This is a genomic window from Alteriqipengyuania sp. (assembly GCF_964222115.1).
Lineage (GTDB): Bacteria > Pseudomonadota > Alphaproteobacteria > Sphingomonadales > Sphingomonadaceae > Alteriqipengyuania.
The window spans coordinates 1-16,520 of record NZ_CAXQBM010000068.1 but is presented as its reverse complement, the minus strand read 5'-3'; the positions used below and the strand labels follow the sequence as shown (position 1 = coordinate 16,520).

12 protein-coding genes, 1 tRNA gene and 1 pseudogene are annotated in these 16,520 nt (G+C 64.2%); 10 read left to right on the top strand and 4 right to left on the bottom strand.

Annotated elements, in window-relative coordinates:
- The 3 genes and pseudogenes from ACEQXE_RS10700 to thyA all read right to left on the bottom strand — a co-directional run.
- Nucleotides 1-435: pseudogene (locus ACEQXE_RS10700) on the bottom strand (alpha-ketoacid dehydrogenase subunit beta); the annotation flags it as partial.
- A complete protein-coding gene (locus tag ACEQXE_RS10695; RefSeq protein WP_370179200.1) occupies nucleotides 435-1,748 on the bottom strand; it encodes a thiamine pyrophosphate-dependent enzyme in 1,314 nt (437 codons plus the stop codon). The gene ACEQXE_RS10695 and the pseudogene ACEQXE_RS10700, both read right to left, overlap by 1 nt.
- A gap of 96 nt (nucleotides 1,749-1,844) precedes the next feature.
- Nucleotides 1,845-2,777 (bottom strand): thymidylate synthase, encoded by a 933-nt coding sequence (gene thyA, locus ACEQXE_RS10690; protein WP_370179198.1) that lies wholly within the window; start codon nucleotides 2,775-2,777, stop codon nucleotides 1,845-1,847.
- A gap of 140 nt (nucleotides 2,778-2,917) precedes the next feature.
- On the opposite strand from thyA, the gene ACEQXE_RS10685 reads away from it, so the two are divergent.
- From ACEQXE_RS10685 to ACEQXE_RS10650, 8 genes are all read left to right on the top strand, one after another.
- Nucleotides 2,918-2,994 (top strand) — tRNA-Pro (locus tag ACEQXE_RS10685).
- Between the two features lie 369 nt (nucleotides 2,995-3,363).
- Nucleotides 3,364-3,807, top strand: a complete 444-nt coding sequence (locus tag ACEQXE_RS10680; protein WP_370179196.1) for a hypothetical protein — start codon at nucleotides 3,364-3,366, stop codon at nucleotides 3,805-3,807.
- A 110-nt stretch (nucleotides 3,808-3,917) separates the two neighbouring features.
- Nucleotides 3,918-5,912 carry a TonB-dependent receptor family protein gene (locus tag ACEQXE_RS10675; RefSeq protein WP_370179201.1) on the top strand — a complete coding sequence of 665 codons (1,995 nt, stop codon included), beginning with the start codon at nucleotides 3,918-3,920 and terminating at the stop codon, nucleotides 5,910-5,912.
- A 12-nt stretch (nucleotides 5,913-5,924) separates the two neighbouring features.
- Nucleotides 5,925-7,262, top strand: a complete 1,338-nt coding sequence (locus tag ACEQXE_RS10670; RefSeq protein WP_370179194.1) for a PepSY-associated TM helix domain-containing protein — start codon at nucleotides 5,925-5,927, stop codon at nucleotides 7,260-7,262.
- An 85-nt stretch (nucleotides 7,263-7,347) separates the two neighbouring features.
- The gene (locus tag ACEQXE_RS10665) at nucleotides 7,348-8,844 is read left to right on the top strand and encodes a helicase HerA domain-containing protein (protein WP_370179192.1); all 1,497 of its coding nucleotides are present in this window, start codon (nucleotides 7,348-7,350) and stop codon (nucleotides 8,842-8,844) included.
- A gap of 65 nt (nucleotides 8,845-8,909) precedes the next feature.
- Complete coding sequence (locus ACEQXE_RS10660) at nucleotides 8,910-9,065, top strand: YqaE/Pmp3 family membrane protein (protein ID WP_370179190.1); 156 nt, start codon at nucleotides 8,910-8,912, stop codon at nucleotides 9,063-9,065.
- A gap of 106 nt (nucleotides 9,066-9,171) precedes the next feature.
- Nucleotides 9,172-10,419 carry an ABC1 kinase family protein gene (locus ACEQXE_RS10655; RefSeq protein ID WP_370179188.1) on the top strand — a complete coding sequence of 416 codons (1,248 nt, stop codon included), beginning with the start codon at nucleotides 9,172-9,174 and terminating at the stop codon, nucleotides 10,417-10,419.
- Entirely contained in the window at nucleotides 10,416-10,880 is a 465-nt protein-coding gene (locus tag ACEQXE_RS10650; RefSeq protein WP_370179186.1) for a low molecular weight protein-tyrosine-phosphatase, read from the top strand. Before ACEQXE_RS10655 ends, ACEQXE_RS10650 begins: the two co-directional genes overlap by 4 nt.
- A 104-nt stretch (nucleotides 10,881-10,984) precedes the next feature.
- Here the strand turns inward: ACEQXE_RS10650 and recG are convergent, their stop codons facing one another.
- Entirely contained in the window at nucleotides 10,985-13,045 is a 2,061-nt protein-coding gene (gene recG, locus ACEQXE_RS10645; RefSeq protein WP_370179184.1) for an ATP-dependent DNA helicase RecG, read from the bottom strand.
- 121 nt (nucleotides 13,046-13,166) lie between these two features.
- On the opposite strand from recG, the gene ACEQXE_RS10640 reads away from it, so the two are divergent.
- Together ACEQXE_RS10640 and mfd are read left to right on the top strand one after the other, a co-directional pair.
- Entirely contained in the window at nucleotides 13,167-13,442 is a 276-nt protein-coding gene (locus tag ACEQXE_RS10640) for a succinate dehydrogenase assembly factor 2 (RefSeq protein ID WP_370179182.1), read from the top strand.
- Between the two features lie 108 nt (nucleotides 13,443-13,550).
- Nucleotides 13,551-16,520: transcription-repair coupling factor (mfd, locus tag ACEQXE_RS10635; protein ID WP_370179181.1), on the top strand; the 2,970-nt coding region annotated here is incomplete at its 3' end.

The window sequence follows — 16,520 nt, the reverse complement described above, 5'->3', positions numbered from 1 at the left end:
TCCACCGAAGATGCCGCCTCCGAAGGGCGAGCTCACCGTCATCGGCACCGAATATTCGCCGGCGCTGCGATAGCGCAGGCGCGCCGCTTCGCTGATGATCTGGTCGTATCCAGGATAGATGTAATCGGCGAACTGGATCTCGGGAACCGGACGAAGACCATAGGCCCCCATGCCGATCGCCGCCGCGATGATCCCGCATTCGGAGATCGGCGTGTCGAACGCACGGGTCTTGCCGTATTTTTCCTGCAGGCCGGCTGTGCAGCGGAACACCCCGCCGAAATAGCCTGCGTCCTCCCCGAACACGACCACGTTCTCGTCGCGACCCATCGCCACGTCGAGCGCATCGTTGATCGCTTCGATCATGTTGAGCCGACGATCATCGCCAGTGGCGTCGCGCCCCTGCTTCGGCTTCGGCTTGGTTTCCGTCTCGCTCATCAGTGCGGCACCCCGTCCGGATATTTCTTGTCGCGCTCGGCCTGCGATTGCGCATTCTGTTCCTTGAGGTGCCAGGGCTCTTCCTCGAACACGTCTTCGAACATCGTATGGAACGGCTGGTGCATGCCATGGCCCAGGATGCCGTTCTTTTCGGCAGCCTTGGTGTCCGCCTTGACCTTTTCGGCAGCCTTCAGGTCCATCTCGGCCTGACGGTCCTCGTCCCACTCTCCCAGTTCGATGAGGTGGTTCTTGAGGCGCATCACGGGATCGCCGAGCGGCCAGGCATCGCGCTCTTGTGCGCTGCGATAGCCGGAGGGGTCGTCCGAGGTGGAGTGGCCTTCCGCACGGTAGGTGAAGAACTCGATCAGCGTCGGGCCCGAATTGGTCCGTGCGCGGTCCGCCGCCCATTTCTCCGCCGCGTAGCACGCCAGCGGGTCGTTCCCGTCGACGCGCAGCCCGGCGAGGCCGTAGCCGATGGCGCGGCTGGCAAATGTCGCCTGCTCGCCGCCGGCAAAGCCCGAGAAGCTGGAAATCGCCCACTGGTTGTTGATGACGTTGAGGATCACCGGTGCCTGGTACACGCTGGCGAAAGTGCACGCGGCGTGGAAGTCGCCTTCCGCCGTACTGCCCTCGCCCACCCAGGTCGCGGCGATGCGGCTGTCGTTCTTGATCGCGCTCGCCATCGCCCAGCCCACCGCCTGCGGGGTCTGCGTGGCGAGGTTGCCGGAGATCGAAAAGAAGCTGTGCTCGCGGCTCGAATACATGATCGGCAGCTGGCGGCCCTTCAGCTTGTCGCCGCTGTTCGAATAGATCTGGTTGATCATCTCAATCAGCGGGTATCCGCGCGCGATCAGCGCCCCCTGCTGGCGATAGCTGGGGAAGATCATGTCATCCGGCTGCAGCGCCATGGAGGTGGCGATGCTGGTCGCCTCTTCCCCGGTGCACTTCATGTAAAAGCTGGTCTTGCCCTGCCGCTGCCCGCGAAACATCCGTTCGTCGAAGGCCCGCACGAGCGAAAAGTGATGCAGCATTTCGCGCAAGGTGTCGGGGTCGAGCTTGGGGTCCCACGGCCCGTGCGCCCGATTGTCTTCGCCAAGCACACGGATCAGGTCGGTGCACAGGGCATGCGTCTCATGCGGCTCGCACGCTTCGTCGGGGCGCGGCTGGGCGCCTGCCTCCGTCACCTCGATGGCAGAGAAATCGACATCCTCCGCCTCGGGACGGTATTGCGGCTCTGGCACGTGGAGCGATAATTGTGGCTTGTTGCCACGATCGCCGTCTCGCCTGTCGGTTCGCTGGGGCCCGTTGGCCATGCATCACTCTCCCGGCGCCCCGTTAGCAAGAGACGCATTCTTTCATTTCCGCGACCGTTTATTGCGCACGCCCTTGCGGGTCAAGCGACGCCACGTTCAGACCGCTACAGGCGCCTTTATCGGCGGATGCGGGTCGTAGTCGCTCACCGCGAAATCCTCGATTGTGTAGTCGAAGATGCTTGGCGGACGCCCTGTGATCTCAAGCCTTGGGTGCCCGCGCGGTTCCCGTTCCAGCTGTTGTTCTATCAGGTGCGCGTGGTTGAGGTAGAGGTGCGTGTCGCCGCCCATCCACACCAGTTCGCCCGGTTCCAGGTCGGCCTGCTGCGCGATCATGCGGGTCAGCAGCGCCGCTCCGAAAAGGTTGAACGGCAGGCCTAGCGCAACATCGCAGCTGCGCTGGTAGAGCGCGCAATTCAACGTGGTGCCCCCCCGCCCCACATGAAACTGATAGGACTTGTGGCACGGCGGCAGCGCCATCTTATCCACTTCGGCGACATTCCAGCCTTCGATAATGTGGCGGCGGCTGCCGGGATTGTTGCGCAGGCTCTCGATCACCTGGGAAACCTGGTCGATCCCCTCGCCCTTTTCGTAGAGCCCGTCAGCGCGATAGCGGTAGGTTGGCCAGTCGACCCACTGCTTGCCATAGACCGGGCCCAGATCGCCCCAGCGCGCGGCGAATGCCTCGTCGTCTGCGATGCGCGTTACGAAATCGTCGAGCGGCAAATCGTCGCCCGTTTCCCTGACGTATCGGGCGTGCGGCCACTCGTTCCAGATCTTCACACCCTGCAAGACCAGCGGGCGTATATTGGTCTCGCCCGTGAGGAACCACAGCATCTCGCGCGCGGCGGTTTTCCAGAAGACCCGCTTGGTGGTGAGCAGGGGAATCACATTATCCGCCAGATCGAATCGCAGTTGTGCGCCGAAGACGGACCGGGTGCCGATCCCCGTGCGGTCGACCCGCTCATCCCCTTCACGCCAGATGCGCGCCATCAGGTCCAGATATTGCTGTTCGTAGTGCGACTCGGACACGGTGCCTTGCTCTTGTGACTGCCGATTCCGGCTTAGGGCAATTCGTACGCGATTGTCCGCTTGCGTGTGTATCGATCCACACCTATAGGGCCCGCCTTGCCTCGACCCGCGTGGCATTGCCAACGCGGGGCCGACACGGTCGGGGAGTAGCTCAGCCTGGTAGAGCACTGTCTTCGGGAGGCAGGGGCCGGAGGTTCGAATCCTCTCTCCCCGACCAATTCGGCTTTTGCTTCTTTTCAAATGGATTGCGAAGCCCGGCGGCTTGTACGCGCCCGAAAAGTCTTCGCGAAACTGCGGCTCTGCATCTGCATCGGCGAGACACGGATGCCGCATATTTCGGACCATCGCAGAGTGGAGCGCCTAGGCGAATGAGCCCGCCTTCGCCTGAATGATGCCGACCCTCCGAGGGCGCGACATCCAACGGCCAGCTCGACGGCGAGGAGGGAGGCCCCAACTGCGAGAGGGCCGGGATGTAGAACTAGTGACGAGGGCATGCGCGTCCATAGGTGACGCACGCAAGGTTCCACACTAGGGCAACGACCCGATGCCAGTGCTACAGCTGATTCGGCGATCGCCACCTTGGAGGATGGTTTCCATCCTGCTCCTGGCGTTCGGCCTGAATGCGCTTGCCCCGGCCGGTTACATGATTTCGGCGACGCATGGCGGCCTGCCGACCATTTCGGTCTGCCCGGAAACGCATCCGCTGGCTCGCGCCGTTGCGTCTGCAGGGGAGCAGCACGAGCCGCATGACGGCATGGCGATGGACCATGCTGCGATGGGTCACGCGGCCTTGGACCATGCCGCGATGGGTCATGCCGGCGACGAAGGCACTGGAGCTTTTTCTACTAGCGATGGGCATTGTGCCTTGGCGAGCGCCGCGAAGCTCGCACTGCACTCAATCGATGAATCGTTGCTGGCAGCGGAGATGGCCTACGCCGTATTGCTCGGCCTCAAGGCGATTCGTCCGCTGGCACTTCGGGCGCCGCCGCATCTCCGCCCGCCACTGCGCGGTCCGCCTCCGGCGGTCTGATACCGACAATCCATTCAGATCACGCGCGCCGCGGCCGGGCTGGAATGCCCGGCCGTGCCGCGCATCGGAGAATTACCGTGAAGATATCCTATTCTGCGCTGGGCGCAGCCATGCTGGCTGCCGCCTCGCCCGCCTATGCCTACACAGAAGCCAGCATAGCCGACGAAGCATCCGATACTGCGAACGGAGACAACCCCGGACGCACGATCATCGTCATTGGGGAGCGCGCTGCCAACGAAGCCGAACAACGCGCATTGCAAACCCCCGGGGGCACCGATGTCGTCAGCTACGACGAGTATGCCGACAAGTCGCTCGTCTCGCTGCGCGACGCGCTGGCCTTCTCGCCCGGCGTATACCTCCAGCCGCGCTACGGGCAGGAGGTGCGCATCTCCATCCGTGGCTCCGGCCTTTCGCGCGGTTTCCACATGCGCGGGCTGACGCTGTTGCAGGACGGAGTGCCGATCAATCTCGCAGACGACAACGGCGACTTCCAGGAACTGGAGCCGATCTTCTTCGAGTATCTCGAAGTCTATCGCGGCGCGAACGCGCTGCGCTTCGGCTCGGGCACTCTTGGAGGTGCGATCAATGGCGTGACGCCGACCGGCGAGACGGCACCGGGCCTGTATCTGCGTGGCGATGCGGGCAGCTTCGAGACCTATCGCGGGCTCGCCTCCTTCGGCGTGCAAAGCGGACCCGGCGACGCGTGGGCCGCGATCAGTTACGACAACTCGAAGGGCGATCGCGACCATGCGCAGCGCAATTCGCTGCGCTTCCACGGCAATGTCGGCTTGCAGATCACTGACACAATCGAGAACCGCTTCTATGCCAGCCTCAATTCGATCGACCAGGAGATCCCGGGGGCGCTCAATCTCGCAACGGTACTAACTGCGCCCGAGACGGGCAATTTCGCCGGCGATCAGGCGCGCGACATCGACTCCATCCGATTGCAGAACCGCACGCGGTTCTCGTTGGCGGGCGGCCAGCTCGACGTGGGCGGCTTCGTAAATGCCAAGTCGCTCTACCACCCGATCTTCCAGGTGGTGGACCAGGAATCGACCGATCGCGGCGCCTATGCCCGGTTCGACTATGCGGCCGGCCCGTTCGAGGTAACCCTGGGCGGCGAAACGCGTTTCGGCGACACCAAGTCCAAGCGCTTCGTGAACCTGAACGGGGCGCGCGGCGCACCGACCTTCCATGCAGACCAGCGCGCGGCGACTTCCAACCTCTATGGCGAAGTTCGCTTCCGTCCAACCGAGCCGCTGCAACTGATCGCGGGCGCGATTTACGCCGATGGCTTCCGCGAGCAGCGCCAGCTGTTCAACAGCTTCATGGGCGGGGTGACCGACATTATTGGCAGGGCAGAGTTCGACGGTTTCTCACCCAAGCTCGGGGTGCTGTTCGATGCGAACGACAACATCCAAATCTTCGCCAACTACAGCCGGTCGGTCGAGTTTCCCGGCTTCATCGAAGTGGCGCAGGTCGCCAGCTTCGTGAATCTGGAACCGCAGCGCGCATGGACAGCCGAGATTGGGACGCGCGGGCGTGCAGGCGCTGTGGAATGGGATCTCGCCGCCTATCGCGCCGACATCGAAGGCGAGCTGCTACAGTTCACTATCGGGCCCGACATCCCTGCCTCGACCTTCAATGCTGGCGATACCTACCACCAGGGCATCGAAGCGGCACTCTCGATCGATCTCACGCCTTGGGCACGCCTGCGACAGATCTATACCTACAGCGATTTCCGGTTCGTGGATGATCCGCAATATGGCGACAACCGCCTGCCGGTGGTGCCCGAGCACGTTTATCGGGCCGAGCTGCGCCTCGGCACTGATGCAATCCATATCGCGCCGAATGTCGAATGGGTGCCGGATGGCCCCTTCGCAGACTACACCAACACCTTGCAGGTCGATGGCTATGCGCTGGTCGGGATTACAGCCGGGGCAAGGTTGACCGACGGCATCGACCTCTTCGTGGACGCCCGCAATCTCTTCGACGAGAAGGCGGTCGGCGACATCAGTGCCGCGATCACCGCAACGCCGGCTTCGGCGATCTTCTATCCTGTCGAGCGTCGCGCCGTCTTCGGCGGCGTACGCGCGCGGTTCTAGGGGAGGACGAGGATGGCCGATACCGCAACCTATCGCACGATCTGGCGCTGGCATTTCTATGCAGGGCTGTTTGTGCTGCCCTTCGTGCTGCTGCTGTCGATCAGTGGTGCGATCTATCTGTTCAAGCCGCAGATCGATCGGTGGGAGGAACGCGATTTTCGCGGCCTCTCGTTGGAGGGCGCGGTATCGGCCGATCGCCAGCTGGAGGTGGCGAAGGCAGCGTTTCCCGCGGGCTCCTTCAACCATTACCGCTTGCCGGAGCGCTCCGGAGATGCGGCGATGGTGCAGTTGGCGCTGCCCGATGGTGCATTGAGCGAGGTCTATGTCTCTCCGCAAGGAGAGGTTCTCGGCACGTTGGACCCGGCGGAGCGCATTTCGAATTTAGTGTCGCGGTTCCACGGATCGCTTCTGATGGGCGACTGGGGTGATCGGCTGGTCGAACTGGCGGCAAGTTGGACGATCGTGATGATCCTGACCGGGCTTTACCTCTGGTGGCCACGGCCCTTCCGCGCCGCCGGCACGCTGTGGCCGCGTTTCTCTCTGAAGGGGCGCGCGCTGATGAAGGACCTCCATCGGGTCACCGGCTTCTGGATTGCCGGGCTTGTCCTCGCGATGCTCGCCAGTGGCCTGCCATGGGCCGGGGCATGGGGCGGCGCGTTCTCCTGGGCACGCGGCGAGCTCGGCCTGGTGCAAGGAGTGCAAGAGTGGAGCATCGGCGGTGAAAAGCGTGCCGCTACGGCTGCGCCAGTAGCTCACGACCATGGCGCGATGGGGCAGTCTTCAGCGCCTCGGCCAGAGCAAGCCGCGCACTCCCTGCCACTTACAGAGTTCGTGAACCGGGCTGAAAGCGAGGGCATGGCCTACCCGGTTCTGGTCCTGCCGCCCCACGCGCCGCAGCGTTTCGGTCCACCGACCGGCGATGTCTGGACGGTGAAGTCGGAAGCGCAGAACCGGCCGCTGATGCGCAGCGTCACCTACGACCCGAAAACAGGAGAGGAACTGACGCGCAGCGGCTTTGCAGACAAGCATCCGATCGACCGGGCCATCAATATCGGCATCGCATGGCACGAAGGGGCCCTTTTCGGCCTTGCCAACCAGATCATGGGTCTGCTGATCGCTCTGGCGCTGATGGTGCTGTCCGTATTCGGTGTGGTGCTTTGGCTGAAGCGCCGACCTTCGGGCCGGTTGGCAGCTCCCCCACATGGTGGACGCATGCCTCGCGCATTCATCGTTGCAATCGCCATCCTTGCGCTGCTTCTGCCGCTGTTCGGCATCTCGCTGATAGCAATCCTGCTGGTCGACAGGATCAGGGGAATGTTCGCTGTGCATTACAGCAAGACGGCGGGCTAGTGACGGGGTCGGCTGTCTCGCAAGGAATGGATAAGTGCCGCTTCCGCCTTTGCGTGCCAGATGTCCGCATCTATTCATCGGGCATATGACAGCGCAAATCGAAATAGGCACGGATTCGGCCGGGCAACGCATTTGCGTCGATATCGAGGAATTGCTCGCGACCCGGCTGCTTGTACAGGGCAACTCCGGCTCGGGGAAATCCCACCTGCTGCGTCGCCTGCTCGAACAGACGGCAGGACTGGTCCAGCAAGTCGTCATCGATCCGGAGGGTGATTTCACCAGCCTTGCAGATGCGTTCGATCACATCGTGATCGATGGCGCCGCGCATTCGGTGCGCGAGATTGAGGCGCTGGCTGGCCGGGTGAGGCAGCATCGTGTTTCGGTCGTTCTGGCGCTCGACGAGCTGGAGGTGGAACAGCAGATCCGCTGCGCTGCACTATTCCTCGGCGCACTGTTCGATGCCCCGCGCGAACACTGGTATCCCGCACTGGTCGTCGTGGACGAGGCGCAGATGTTTGCGCCTGCCGCCGCGGGGGAGCTTGCCGAGGAAACGCGTCGTCTCACCCTGTCTGCGATGACCAATTTGATGTGCCGGGGTCGCAAGCGCGGCCTCGCCGGGATCGTTGCGACGCAAAGGCTCGCCAAGCTCGCCAAGAATGTCGCCGCCGAAGCTTCGAACTTCCTGATGGGGCGGACATTCCTCGATATCGACATGCAGCGCGCTGCCGATCTGCTGGGGATGGACCGCAGGCAGGCGGAGCGGATCCGCGATCTGCAGCGCGGCCATTTCCTGGGTCTGGGTCCCGCGATCAGCCGCCGCCCAGTGGCAGTGCATATCGGCGCGGTGCAAACCGGGGGGAAGAACGCTGCCGAGGGGCTGATGCCACTGCCAGAAGCCAAGAGCGAGGAACTGGAGGCGCTGCTCCATGCCGAACTGGCTGAGGAGGTGGCCGTGCCGGTGCGCCCTCCCCCGCCTCCCAAGCCCGCACCCGACCTGGAGCAGGCGATCACCGCACGCGCCGCGGCACACTCCAGACCTGTCGCGAGCGACAAGTCAGATGCGACCGAGGACCGCGTCCGCGAAGACCGCACAGACGCGGCACAGGATGGCGACGACGCCGTGACCCGGATCATTGCCGAACTGGCGGCAGAGGAAGGCGCGACCTTCCAGTCCTCAGCCGCCCTGTTCCGCAATTTCGCGACCCGATGCCGCCAGCAGGGGGTGCCCGGCGCGCATATCGACATGCTGGAGTTTCGCCGCCTGTTCGCCTTTGCGAGTGCGGGCTTGCACCAATTGGAGCTGCCCTTACGCAAATCAATCGAAGAGCTGGCGCAGGCAGTGCCGGAAGATGTGCTTGCACCATACCTCGTACTCGCAGTCTCCGCCGCAAAGGGAAGTCCCGCCCCCGACGAGGACGAACTGGCCCGGGTATATGGCAGCTCCTCCCCTAGCCGAATCCGTCGCCTGCTCGAGCATATGGAACGGCAGGGGCTCATCGTGGTGCGCGAGGAGTTTGGCGGGGGACGGACAATCATCGTCGTCGGATTGGAAGTCGCCGAAAGTATGGCAGCTCCATCCTAAGTCTTGCTACGTTTTGCGAGGAACGGGCAGGCGCAGGTACGGTTGATGGGGCAAAGGAGTATCCCATGCCAATCATTACCCTCATTGCCACGATCATCATCCCGCCGCTGGGCGTCGCGCTCAAGCACGGGCTTGGCCAGCAATTCCTCATCAGCCTTATCCTGACGCTGATCTTCTACCTCCCCGGCCTGATCTACTCGCTCTATGTGAATTACGGCTAGGCGCGTGTCGGACGGGGACGACCAGGGCAGGCATCGTGCCGTCCCCGCATCGCGACTGGGGCGACTGGGCGGATTCGGCCGCCTCGCCGGAGGAGTCGCGGGAGGCATGCTGGCCGAAGGCGCGCGGCGCGTCGCGGCGGGCGAGCGTCCGCGCATGGACGAATTGCTCCTGACTCCCGGAAATGTCGGTCGACTGACAGAGCGCCTGTCGCACCTTCGCGGCGCGGCGATGAAGATGGGGCAGATGCTGTCGATGGATGCAGGCGATGCCCTGCCCCCGGAACTTGCACAAATCCTCGGCAAGCTGCGCGAGAGCGCCGATTTCATGCCGCCGCGCCAGCTCGACAGGGTGCTGGCCGAAGAGTGGGGCGCCGACTGGCGGACAAATTTCCGCCGGTTCGAGCCGCGCCCGATCGCCGCGGCCAGCATCGGCCAGGTGCATCGCGCAGTCACCCGGGACGGGCGCATGCTCGCGATCAAGGTGCAATATCCCGGTGTGAAGCAGAGCATTGATTCCGATGTCGACAATGTCGCAACCCTGCTGCGCGTTACCGGCCTGCTGCCGAAAGAACTCGATCTTGCGCCCTTGCTGGTCGCGGCCAAAGAGCAATTGCACGAAGAGGCCGACTACCGCCGCGAAGGGCAGATGATGCGGCGCTATGCTGCGCTGCTGGCAGGGCACGATGCCTTCGTGGTCCCCACGCTCGACGAAGACCTGACCCGCGACCGCGTGCTGGCGATGAGTTACGAGGAAGGGCGTCCGATCGAACAGCTTGGCGACCAGCCGCAAGAGGTTCGCGACAAGGTATTCGCCGAGGTGATCGAACTGGTCGCGCGCGAGCTCTTCGACTGGCGGTTGATGCAGACCGACCCGAATTTCGCGAATTATCGCTATCGCGAAGCGGACAGGAAGATCGTGCTGCTCGATTTCGGGGCAACGCGAGAGGTCACGCCGGCGATTTCGCAGTCCTATCGCACCCTGCTCGAAGCGGGGTTGGCGCGCGATCACGAGGCGGTGAAGCAGGCTGCGGTCGAAGCAGATTTCATGAACCGCCATGTCGTGGACGCGCATGGCGATACCATCGACCGGATGATCGAGGTTGTCCTGTCCGAAATGGCAAAGGATGCTCCGTTCGATTTCGGAGACCGCGGCTTCGTGCCGACCTTGCGGGATGAAGGGATGGAAATAGCAAAGGACAAGGGCACCTGGCATATCCCGCCCGCCGAAACCCTGTTCGTCCAGCGCAAGGTGAGCGGCACGGCCCTGCTGGGTGCCCGCATTGGCGCAGTGGTCAATGTCCATGCGATCATACGCAGAGTGCTCGACGAAACAGCGGGAGGAAAATCCGCATGAGCCGTCCGGCAATCCTGTTCGTCTGCCTCGGCAATATCTGCCGCTCGCCCCTCGCCGAAGCCGCGTTTCGCGCCGCGGCCGAAACGGCGGGGCTGGATGTCGAAGCGGACAGCGCGGGCACCGCTGGCTACCACATCGGCAGCCCGCCCGATCCGCGCAGCGTGGAGGAAGCGGCGAAGCACGGCATCGACATATCTGGCTATAATGGCCGGCAACTCACCGAAGCGGACTTCGAACGGTTTACGCATATCTTTGCGATGGATCACCAGAACCTCGCCAATATCGAGGCTGTCCGACCCGCCGGATCTCGTGCGCATGTCTCGCTGGTGATGGACCTGGTGCCGGGCCGCGCAGGCGCCGCGATCGCCGATCCTTACTACGATGGCGAGGAGCAGTTCGAGGCGACGTGGGAGGATGTCGAGGCGGCAGCGAGGGCGCTGGTTACAAAGCTCAGCGTCTGACGAAATCTCCTCCCCCTTGAGGGGGAGGTCGGGTGGGGGTGTACCCATTTAGAGTTGGCAGAGCCCCCACCCCCAACCCCTCCCCCAAGGGAGGGGAGTATCTGTCACCCGCCCCGCAAAGTGCGCACGCCCATATCGCGCTCGTGCAAGTAGAGGAGGATCCGCGCCGCCTCGCCGCGCTCGCCTTCAAGCCCCGCGTCGCGCTCCATCAGCAGCTTCGCATCTGCGGTCGCAGGGTCGAGCAGGCGCTGCATCTGTTCCAGCGTGGCGATGCGGAACGGCGTATCGCCCGACTGCCGCGTTCCGAGCAGTTCGCCCCCGCCCCGTAGCTCCAGGTCTTCCTCGGCAATGCGAAAACCGTCCTGTGTCTCGCGCATCAGGGCGAGACGGCGCTGGCCCGTTTCGGACAGCTGGTTGCCGCGCAGCAGCAGGCAGACCGATTTTTCGCTGCCCCGGCCCACACGCCCGCGTAGCTGGTGGAGTTGGGCAAGGCCGAACTGTTCGGCCTGCTCGATCACGATCAGCGTAGAGGCAGGTACGTCCACACCCACTTCGATCACGGTGGTGGCCACCAGCAGCTTTGCCGCGCCCGAGGCGAAGCGCGCCATGCCTGCATCCTTCAGTTCCGGGTCTAGCTGGCCATGCACCAGTACAACGTCATCGTCGAAGCGCGCCTTCAGGGCAGCGTAGCGCTGCTCCGCCGCGGCTTTCTCCTGCCCTTCTTCATCGCGGACCATCGGGCATACCCAGTATGCCTGCTGACCGCTGGCGAGGTGCCGCCCGACCGCTTCGACCACTTCGGGCAACCGGTCCATCCCGACTACACGCGTATCGATCGCCTGCCGACCCGGCGGCAGTTCGTCGAGCCTGCTGACCTCCATCTCGCCGTAGTTCGCAAGCGTCAGCGTGCGAGGGATCGGCGTTGCCGTCATCGAAAGCGTGTGCGGCGGGCGCTTGCCCTTGGCCGCCATCTGCAACCGCTGCGAGACGCCGAAACGATGTTGCTCGTCCACCACCACCAGCCCGAGATCGCGATACTGCACCGCTTCCTGGAAAATCGCATGCGTACCGACGACAATCTGGATGCTTCCATCCATTAGCCCCATCAGGATGCTTTCGCGCGCCCTGCCCTTGTCACGCCCGGTGAGGAGCGCGACCTCGACGCCCGTCGGCCGCGCCATCTCCCGCAAAGTCTCGAAATGCTGGCGGGCGAGGATTTCGGTCGGTGCAAGCAATGCCGCCTGCGCGCCAGCCTCCACCGCGACCAGCATGGCGTGCAGGGCGACCACCGTCTTGCCCGCGCCCACATCGCCCTGCAGCAGCCGCAGCATCGGCGCATCCTGCTGCAGGTCGCCCTCGATCTCGCGGATCGACCGCTCCTGCGCGCCGGTAAGCGAATAGGGCAGTTGCAGCTTCCCGCGCAGCGAACCGTCGCCTGCAAGCGCCCTGCCACGCTTGCGACGGTTATCCGCACGCACCAGTTGCAGCGCGAGTACGTTGGCCAGCAGCTCGTCATAGGCCAGCCGGTCTTTCGCACTCTCGTCGTCGCGCGCATGCACGCTGCGCAGCGCTTCGCCCCACGCGGGCCACTTCTCCCGCGCAAACATGCCGGGCTCGATCCATTCGGGCAGGTCGGGCAGCTTCTCCAGCGCCTGCGCCGCAAGGCTCGCCATGCGCGGCTGCGTAAGCCCTTCTGCCAGCGGGTAGATCGGCTCGCGCATCTGGCCGAGGCCTGCATCGTCCATCTTCAGCACATGGTCGGGGTGAACCATCTGCAGCATGTCGCCATACCGCTCCAGCTTGCCCGCCACGCGCCGCTTCTCACCCACGGGCAGCTGCTTCTTCGCGGTATAGCTTGCCCGCCCGAAGAACGTCAGCGCCAGCACGTTACCCGCACTGTCGGTCGCCAGCACGCGATAGGGCGCGCGGCGCGAAGCCCCGGCGCGATGCTCGGTCACCGTCAGCGCAATGATGATCTGTTCGCCCTCGCCCGCTTCGTCGAGGGTTTCGACCGGGCGGCGCGTCACGAAGCGGTCCGGCCAGTGGTAGGCAAGATCGCGAACCCGCGTGCAGTGCAGCTTCTCCAGCGGCTTGCGCAGTTTGGGGCCGACACCATCGAGCGTGTCGACCTCTGCGAAGAGGGGGTTGAGGATTTCGGGCCGCATTGCAGGTGACCTTAGCCAACTTCGTCATCCCAGCGGAAGCTGGGATCGGTCGTGGACGTGTCTGGCCAGTGGATAGAGATGCCAGCTTGCGCTGGCATGACGGGATAGTTACCCCGCGCCCATGCCCTCCCCCACTTTCGAATCCCGGCTCGCCCGCGCCAAATTCCGCGCATGGCATCGCGGCACACGCGAAGCGGATTACATGATCGGCGGCTATTTCGACCGCTATCATTGCGAGTGGCAAGAAGCAGACCTCGCGTGGTTCGAGGCGCTGCTCGATTTCGACGATGTCGACATCATGGCCTGGGCGCTCAAGACGCAGCCCACTCCGCCTGAAATGCAGGGCCGCCATATCGAAGCGATGCAGAGGCTCGATTACGTTTCCATTCCGCGCTAGGGCGCGTGCCGACCCCAACACCCCCCTTCCCGTTCCGGGCAGGGGGCAATTTTCGTGTGCGCCGTGCCGATTGCGGAACAGGCGCATGCCGGAGCGACTTTAGAGCCAATGCCCGATCTTTCCCGCATTCTATCGGCCAAGCAGCCGCTCACCTTCGCCAATCTTGCGCGGGGCGCGCAACCGCTGGTCATGAGCGACCTCGCTCGCGCTGCAAAGAAGCGCGCCGTCTTCATCGCCCCCGAAGATGCCGGCATGCGTGCCGTCGCCGACGCCGCGCGCTATTTCGCGCCCGAGCTGAGCGTGATCGAGCTGCCTGCGTGGGATTGCCTGCCTTACGACCGTGCATCCCCCGCGCTGTCGATCAGCACCCAGAGGCTTGCCGCTCTCCACCGCCTTCAATCCGAAAAGGATACGCCGCAACTGCTGGTGACTACCGCCAACGCGGTGCTCCAGCGCATGCTCACGCCGTTCCGTATTCGCGAGGCGGTGCGCGAGTTGAAGCCGGGCGTGCAGATCGGGCACGAAAGCCTGACGCAGCTGCTCCAGAAGCAGGGTTACAGCCGTACCGACACGGTGATCGACGCGGGCGAATTCGCAGTGCGCGGCTCCATCTTCGACATCTTCCCCTCGGGCCTGGAGCAGGGCCTGCGGCTCGATTTCTTCGGCGACGAGCTGGAGAGCTTGCGCCTGTTCGATCCCAGCACGCAGCGCACCACCGGCACGCTCGATTCCTTCCTCCTGCTGCCCGCTTCGGAAGTCTTGCTGGAAGACGCGACGATCAAGCGTTTCCGTTCGGGCTATCGCGAGCGTTTCGGCGCCAATGCGACGCAGGACCCGCTTTACGAGGCGGTGAGCGAAGGTAGGCGACAGGCGGGCATGGAGCACTGGCTGCCCCTGTTCGAGGACAAGCTTGCGACTTTGTTCGATCACCTGGGCGAAAACGATCCGGTCGTGATCGATGTCGGTGCGCTGGGTGCCTTTGAGGAGCGGCTGGCCGACATTGCCGAGTACCGCCGCACCCGCACTGAAACGGCAGGGCAGAAGGCGGGTAGCTATCGCCCGCTAGACCCTGATGCGCTCTATCTGACGCAGGACGAGGTCGACCGCGCGATGGCCGGACGCCCGGTCCACCGCGCGACCGGCTTCGACGAGCCCGAGAGCGAGACGGTGATCGACTTCGGCTTCCGCTCGGCCCGCGATTTCGCGCCCGAGCGTGCGCGGGGCGACAATGTGTACGAAGCGGCGGCGGAATATTTCAAGAAAGTCGGCAAGGCGGGCAAGCGTCCGCTGCTCGCAGCCTATTCGAAGGGCAGTCGCCAACGCATCGCCTCGATCCTGGGCGAGGCGGGCACCAATGTCGCGCTTGCGGACAGCTGGCAGGACGCGCTTGGCAAATCGGCCAAAGCCAAGCCGGCCGCGATGATCCTGCCGCTCGACAGCGGCTTTGCCAGCGAGGATATCGAACTTGTCACCGAGCAGGACCTGCTGGGCGACAGGCTCGTCCGCAGGCGCAAGAAGCGCAAGGATTCGGACGCTTTCCTGAGTGAGCTGCAAGCGCTCTCGCGCGGCGACCTGGTGGTCCACACCGAACACGGCATCGGCAAGTATCTCGGCCTCGAACCGATCACCGTCGGTAAGTCCAAGCACGATTGCGTGATGCTGGAATACAAGGGCGGCGATAAGCTCTACATCCCGGTCGAGAACCTCGAAGTTCTCTCGCGTTACGGGTCTTCGGAAGAGGCGGTCATGCTAGACCGGCTCGGCGGCGAGGCTTGGCAGAAGCGGCGCGCAGCCCTGCGCGAGCGCATTCGCGAGATCGCCAACGAACTGATGCGCACCGCCGCGCAGCGTGCGCTGAAAAAGGCTCCCGTGCTCGAGGCCGATGAGGCCAGCTTCAACCAGTTCGTCGACCGCTTTCCGTGGGAGGACACCGACGATCAGGACCGCGCCATCGCCGATGTGTTGCGCGATCTGGAAAGCGGCAAGCCGATGGACAGACTTGTCTGCGGCGACGTCGGCTTCGGCAAGACCGAAGTGGCACTGCGCGCCGCCTTCGTCGCGGCGATGGGCGGGCAGCAAGTCGCGGTGGTCGCGCCGACAACCCTGCTTGCGCGCCAGCATTTCCAGAATTTCTCCGAGCGGTTCGCGGGCTTCCCGCTCAAGATCGGGCGCCTCAGCCGCCTCGTCCCCGCCAAGGAGATGAGCGAAACGCGCGATGCGCTGGCCGACGGCACGATGGATATCGTGGTCGGCACCCACGCGATCCTGAGCAAAACCACGAAATTCAAGGACCTCGGCCTTGTCGTCGTTGATGAGGAACAGCGCTTCGGCGTGACCCATAAGGAGAAGCTCAAGCAGCTGCGAGCCGACGTGCACATGCTGACGCTCACCGCCACGCCGATCCCGCGCACGCTGCAGATGGCGATGACAGGCCTGCGCGAACTTTCCACCATCCAGACGCCGCCGGTCGATCGCCTTGCCGTGCGCACCTATGTGATGGAGTGGGACGACATGGTGATCCGCGAAGCCCTGCTGCGTGAACACCACCGCGGCGGGCAAAGCTTCATCGTGTGCCCGCGCATCGCCGACATGGACCCGCTGCTGGACTGGCTGCGCGAGAACGTGCCCGAGGTGAAGGTCGTGCCCGCACACGGCCAGATGAGCGCCAGCGAGGTCGAGGACCGGATGAGTGCGTTCTACGAGAAGAAGTACGACGTGCTCCTTTCCACCACCATCGTCGAGAGCGGGCTGGATATCTCCAGTGCCAATACGATCATCATCCACCGCGCGGACCGCTTCGGCCTTGCCCAGCTCTACCAGTTGCGTGGGCGCGTGGGCCGCGCCAAGCTGCGCGCCTATGCCTACCTCACGACGCCTGAAGATACTGCGCTGAGCGAAGTGGCCGAAAAGCGCCTCAAGGTGCTGAGCGACCTCGACTCGCTGGGCGCAGGCTTCCAGCTCGCCAGCCACGATCTCGACATTCGTGGTGCGGGCAACCTGCTGGGCGACGAGCAGTCGGGCCATCTCCGCGAGGTCGGCTTCGACCTCTATCAGTCGATGCTGGAGGACGCGATCCTT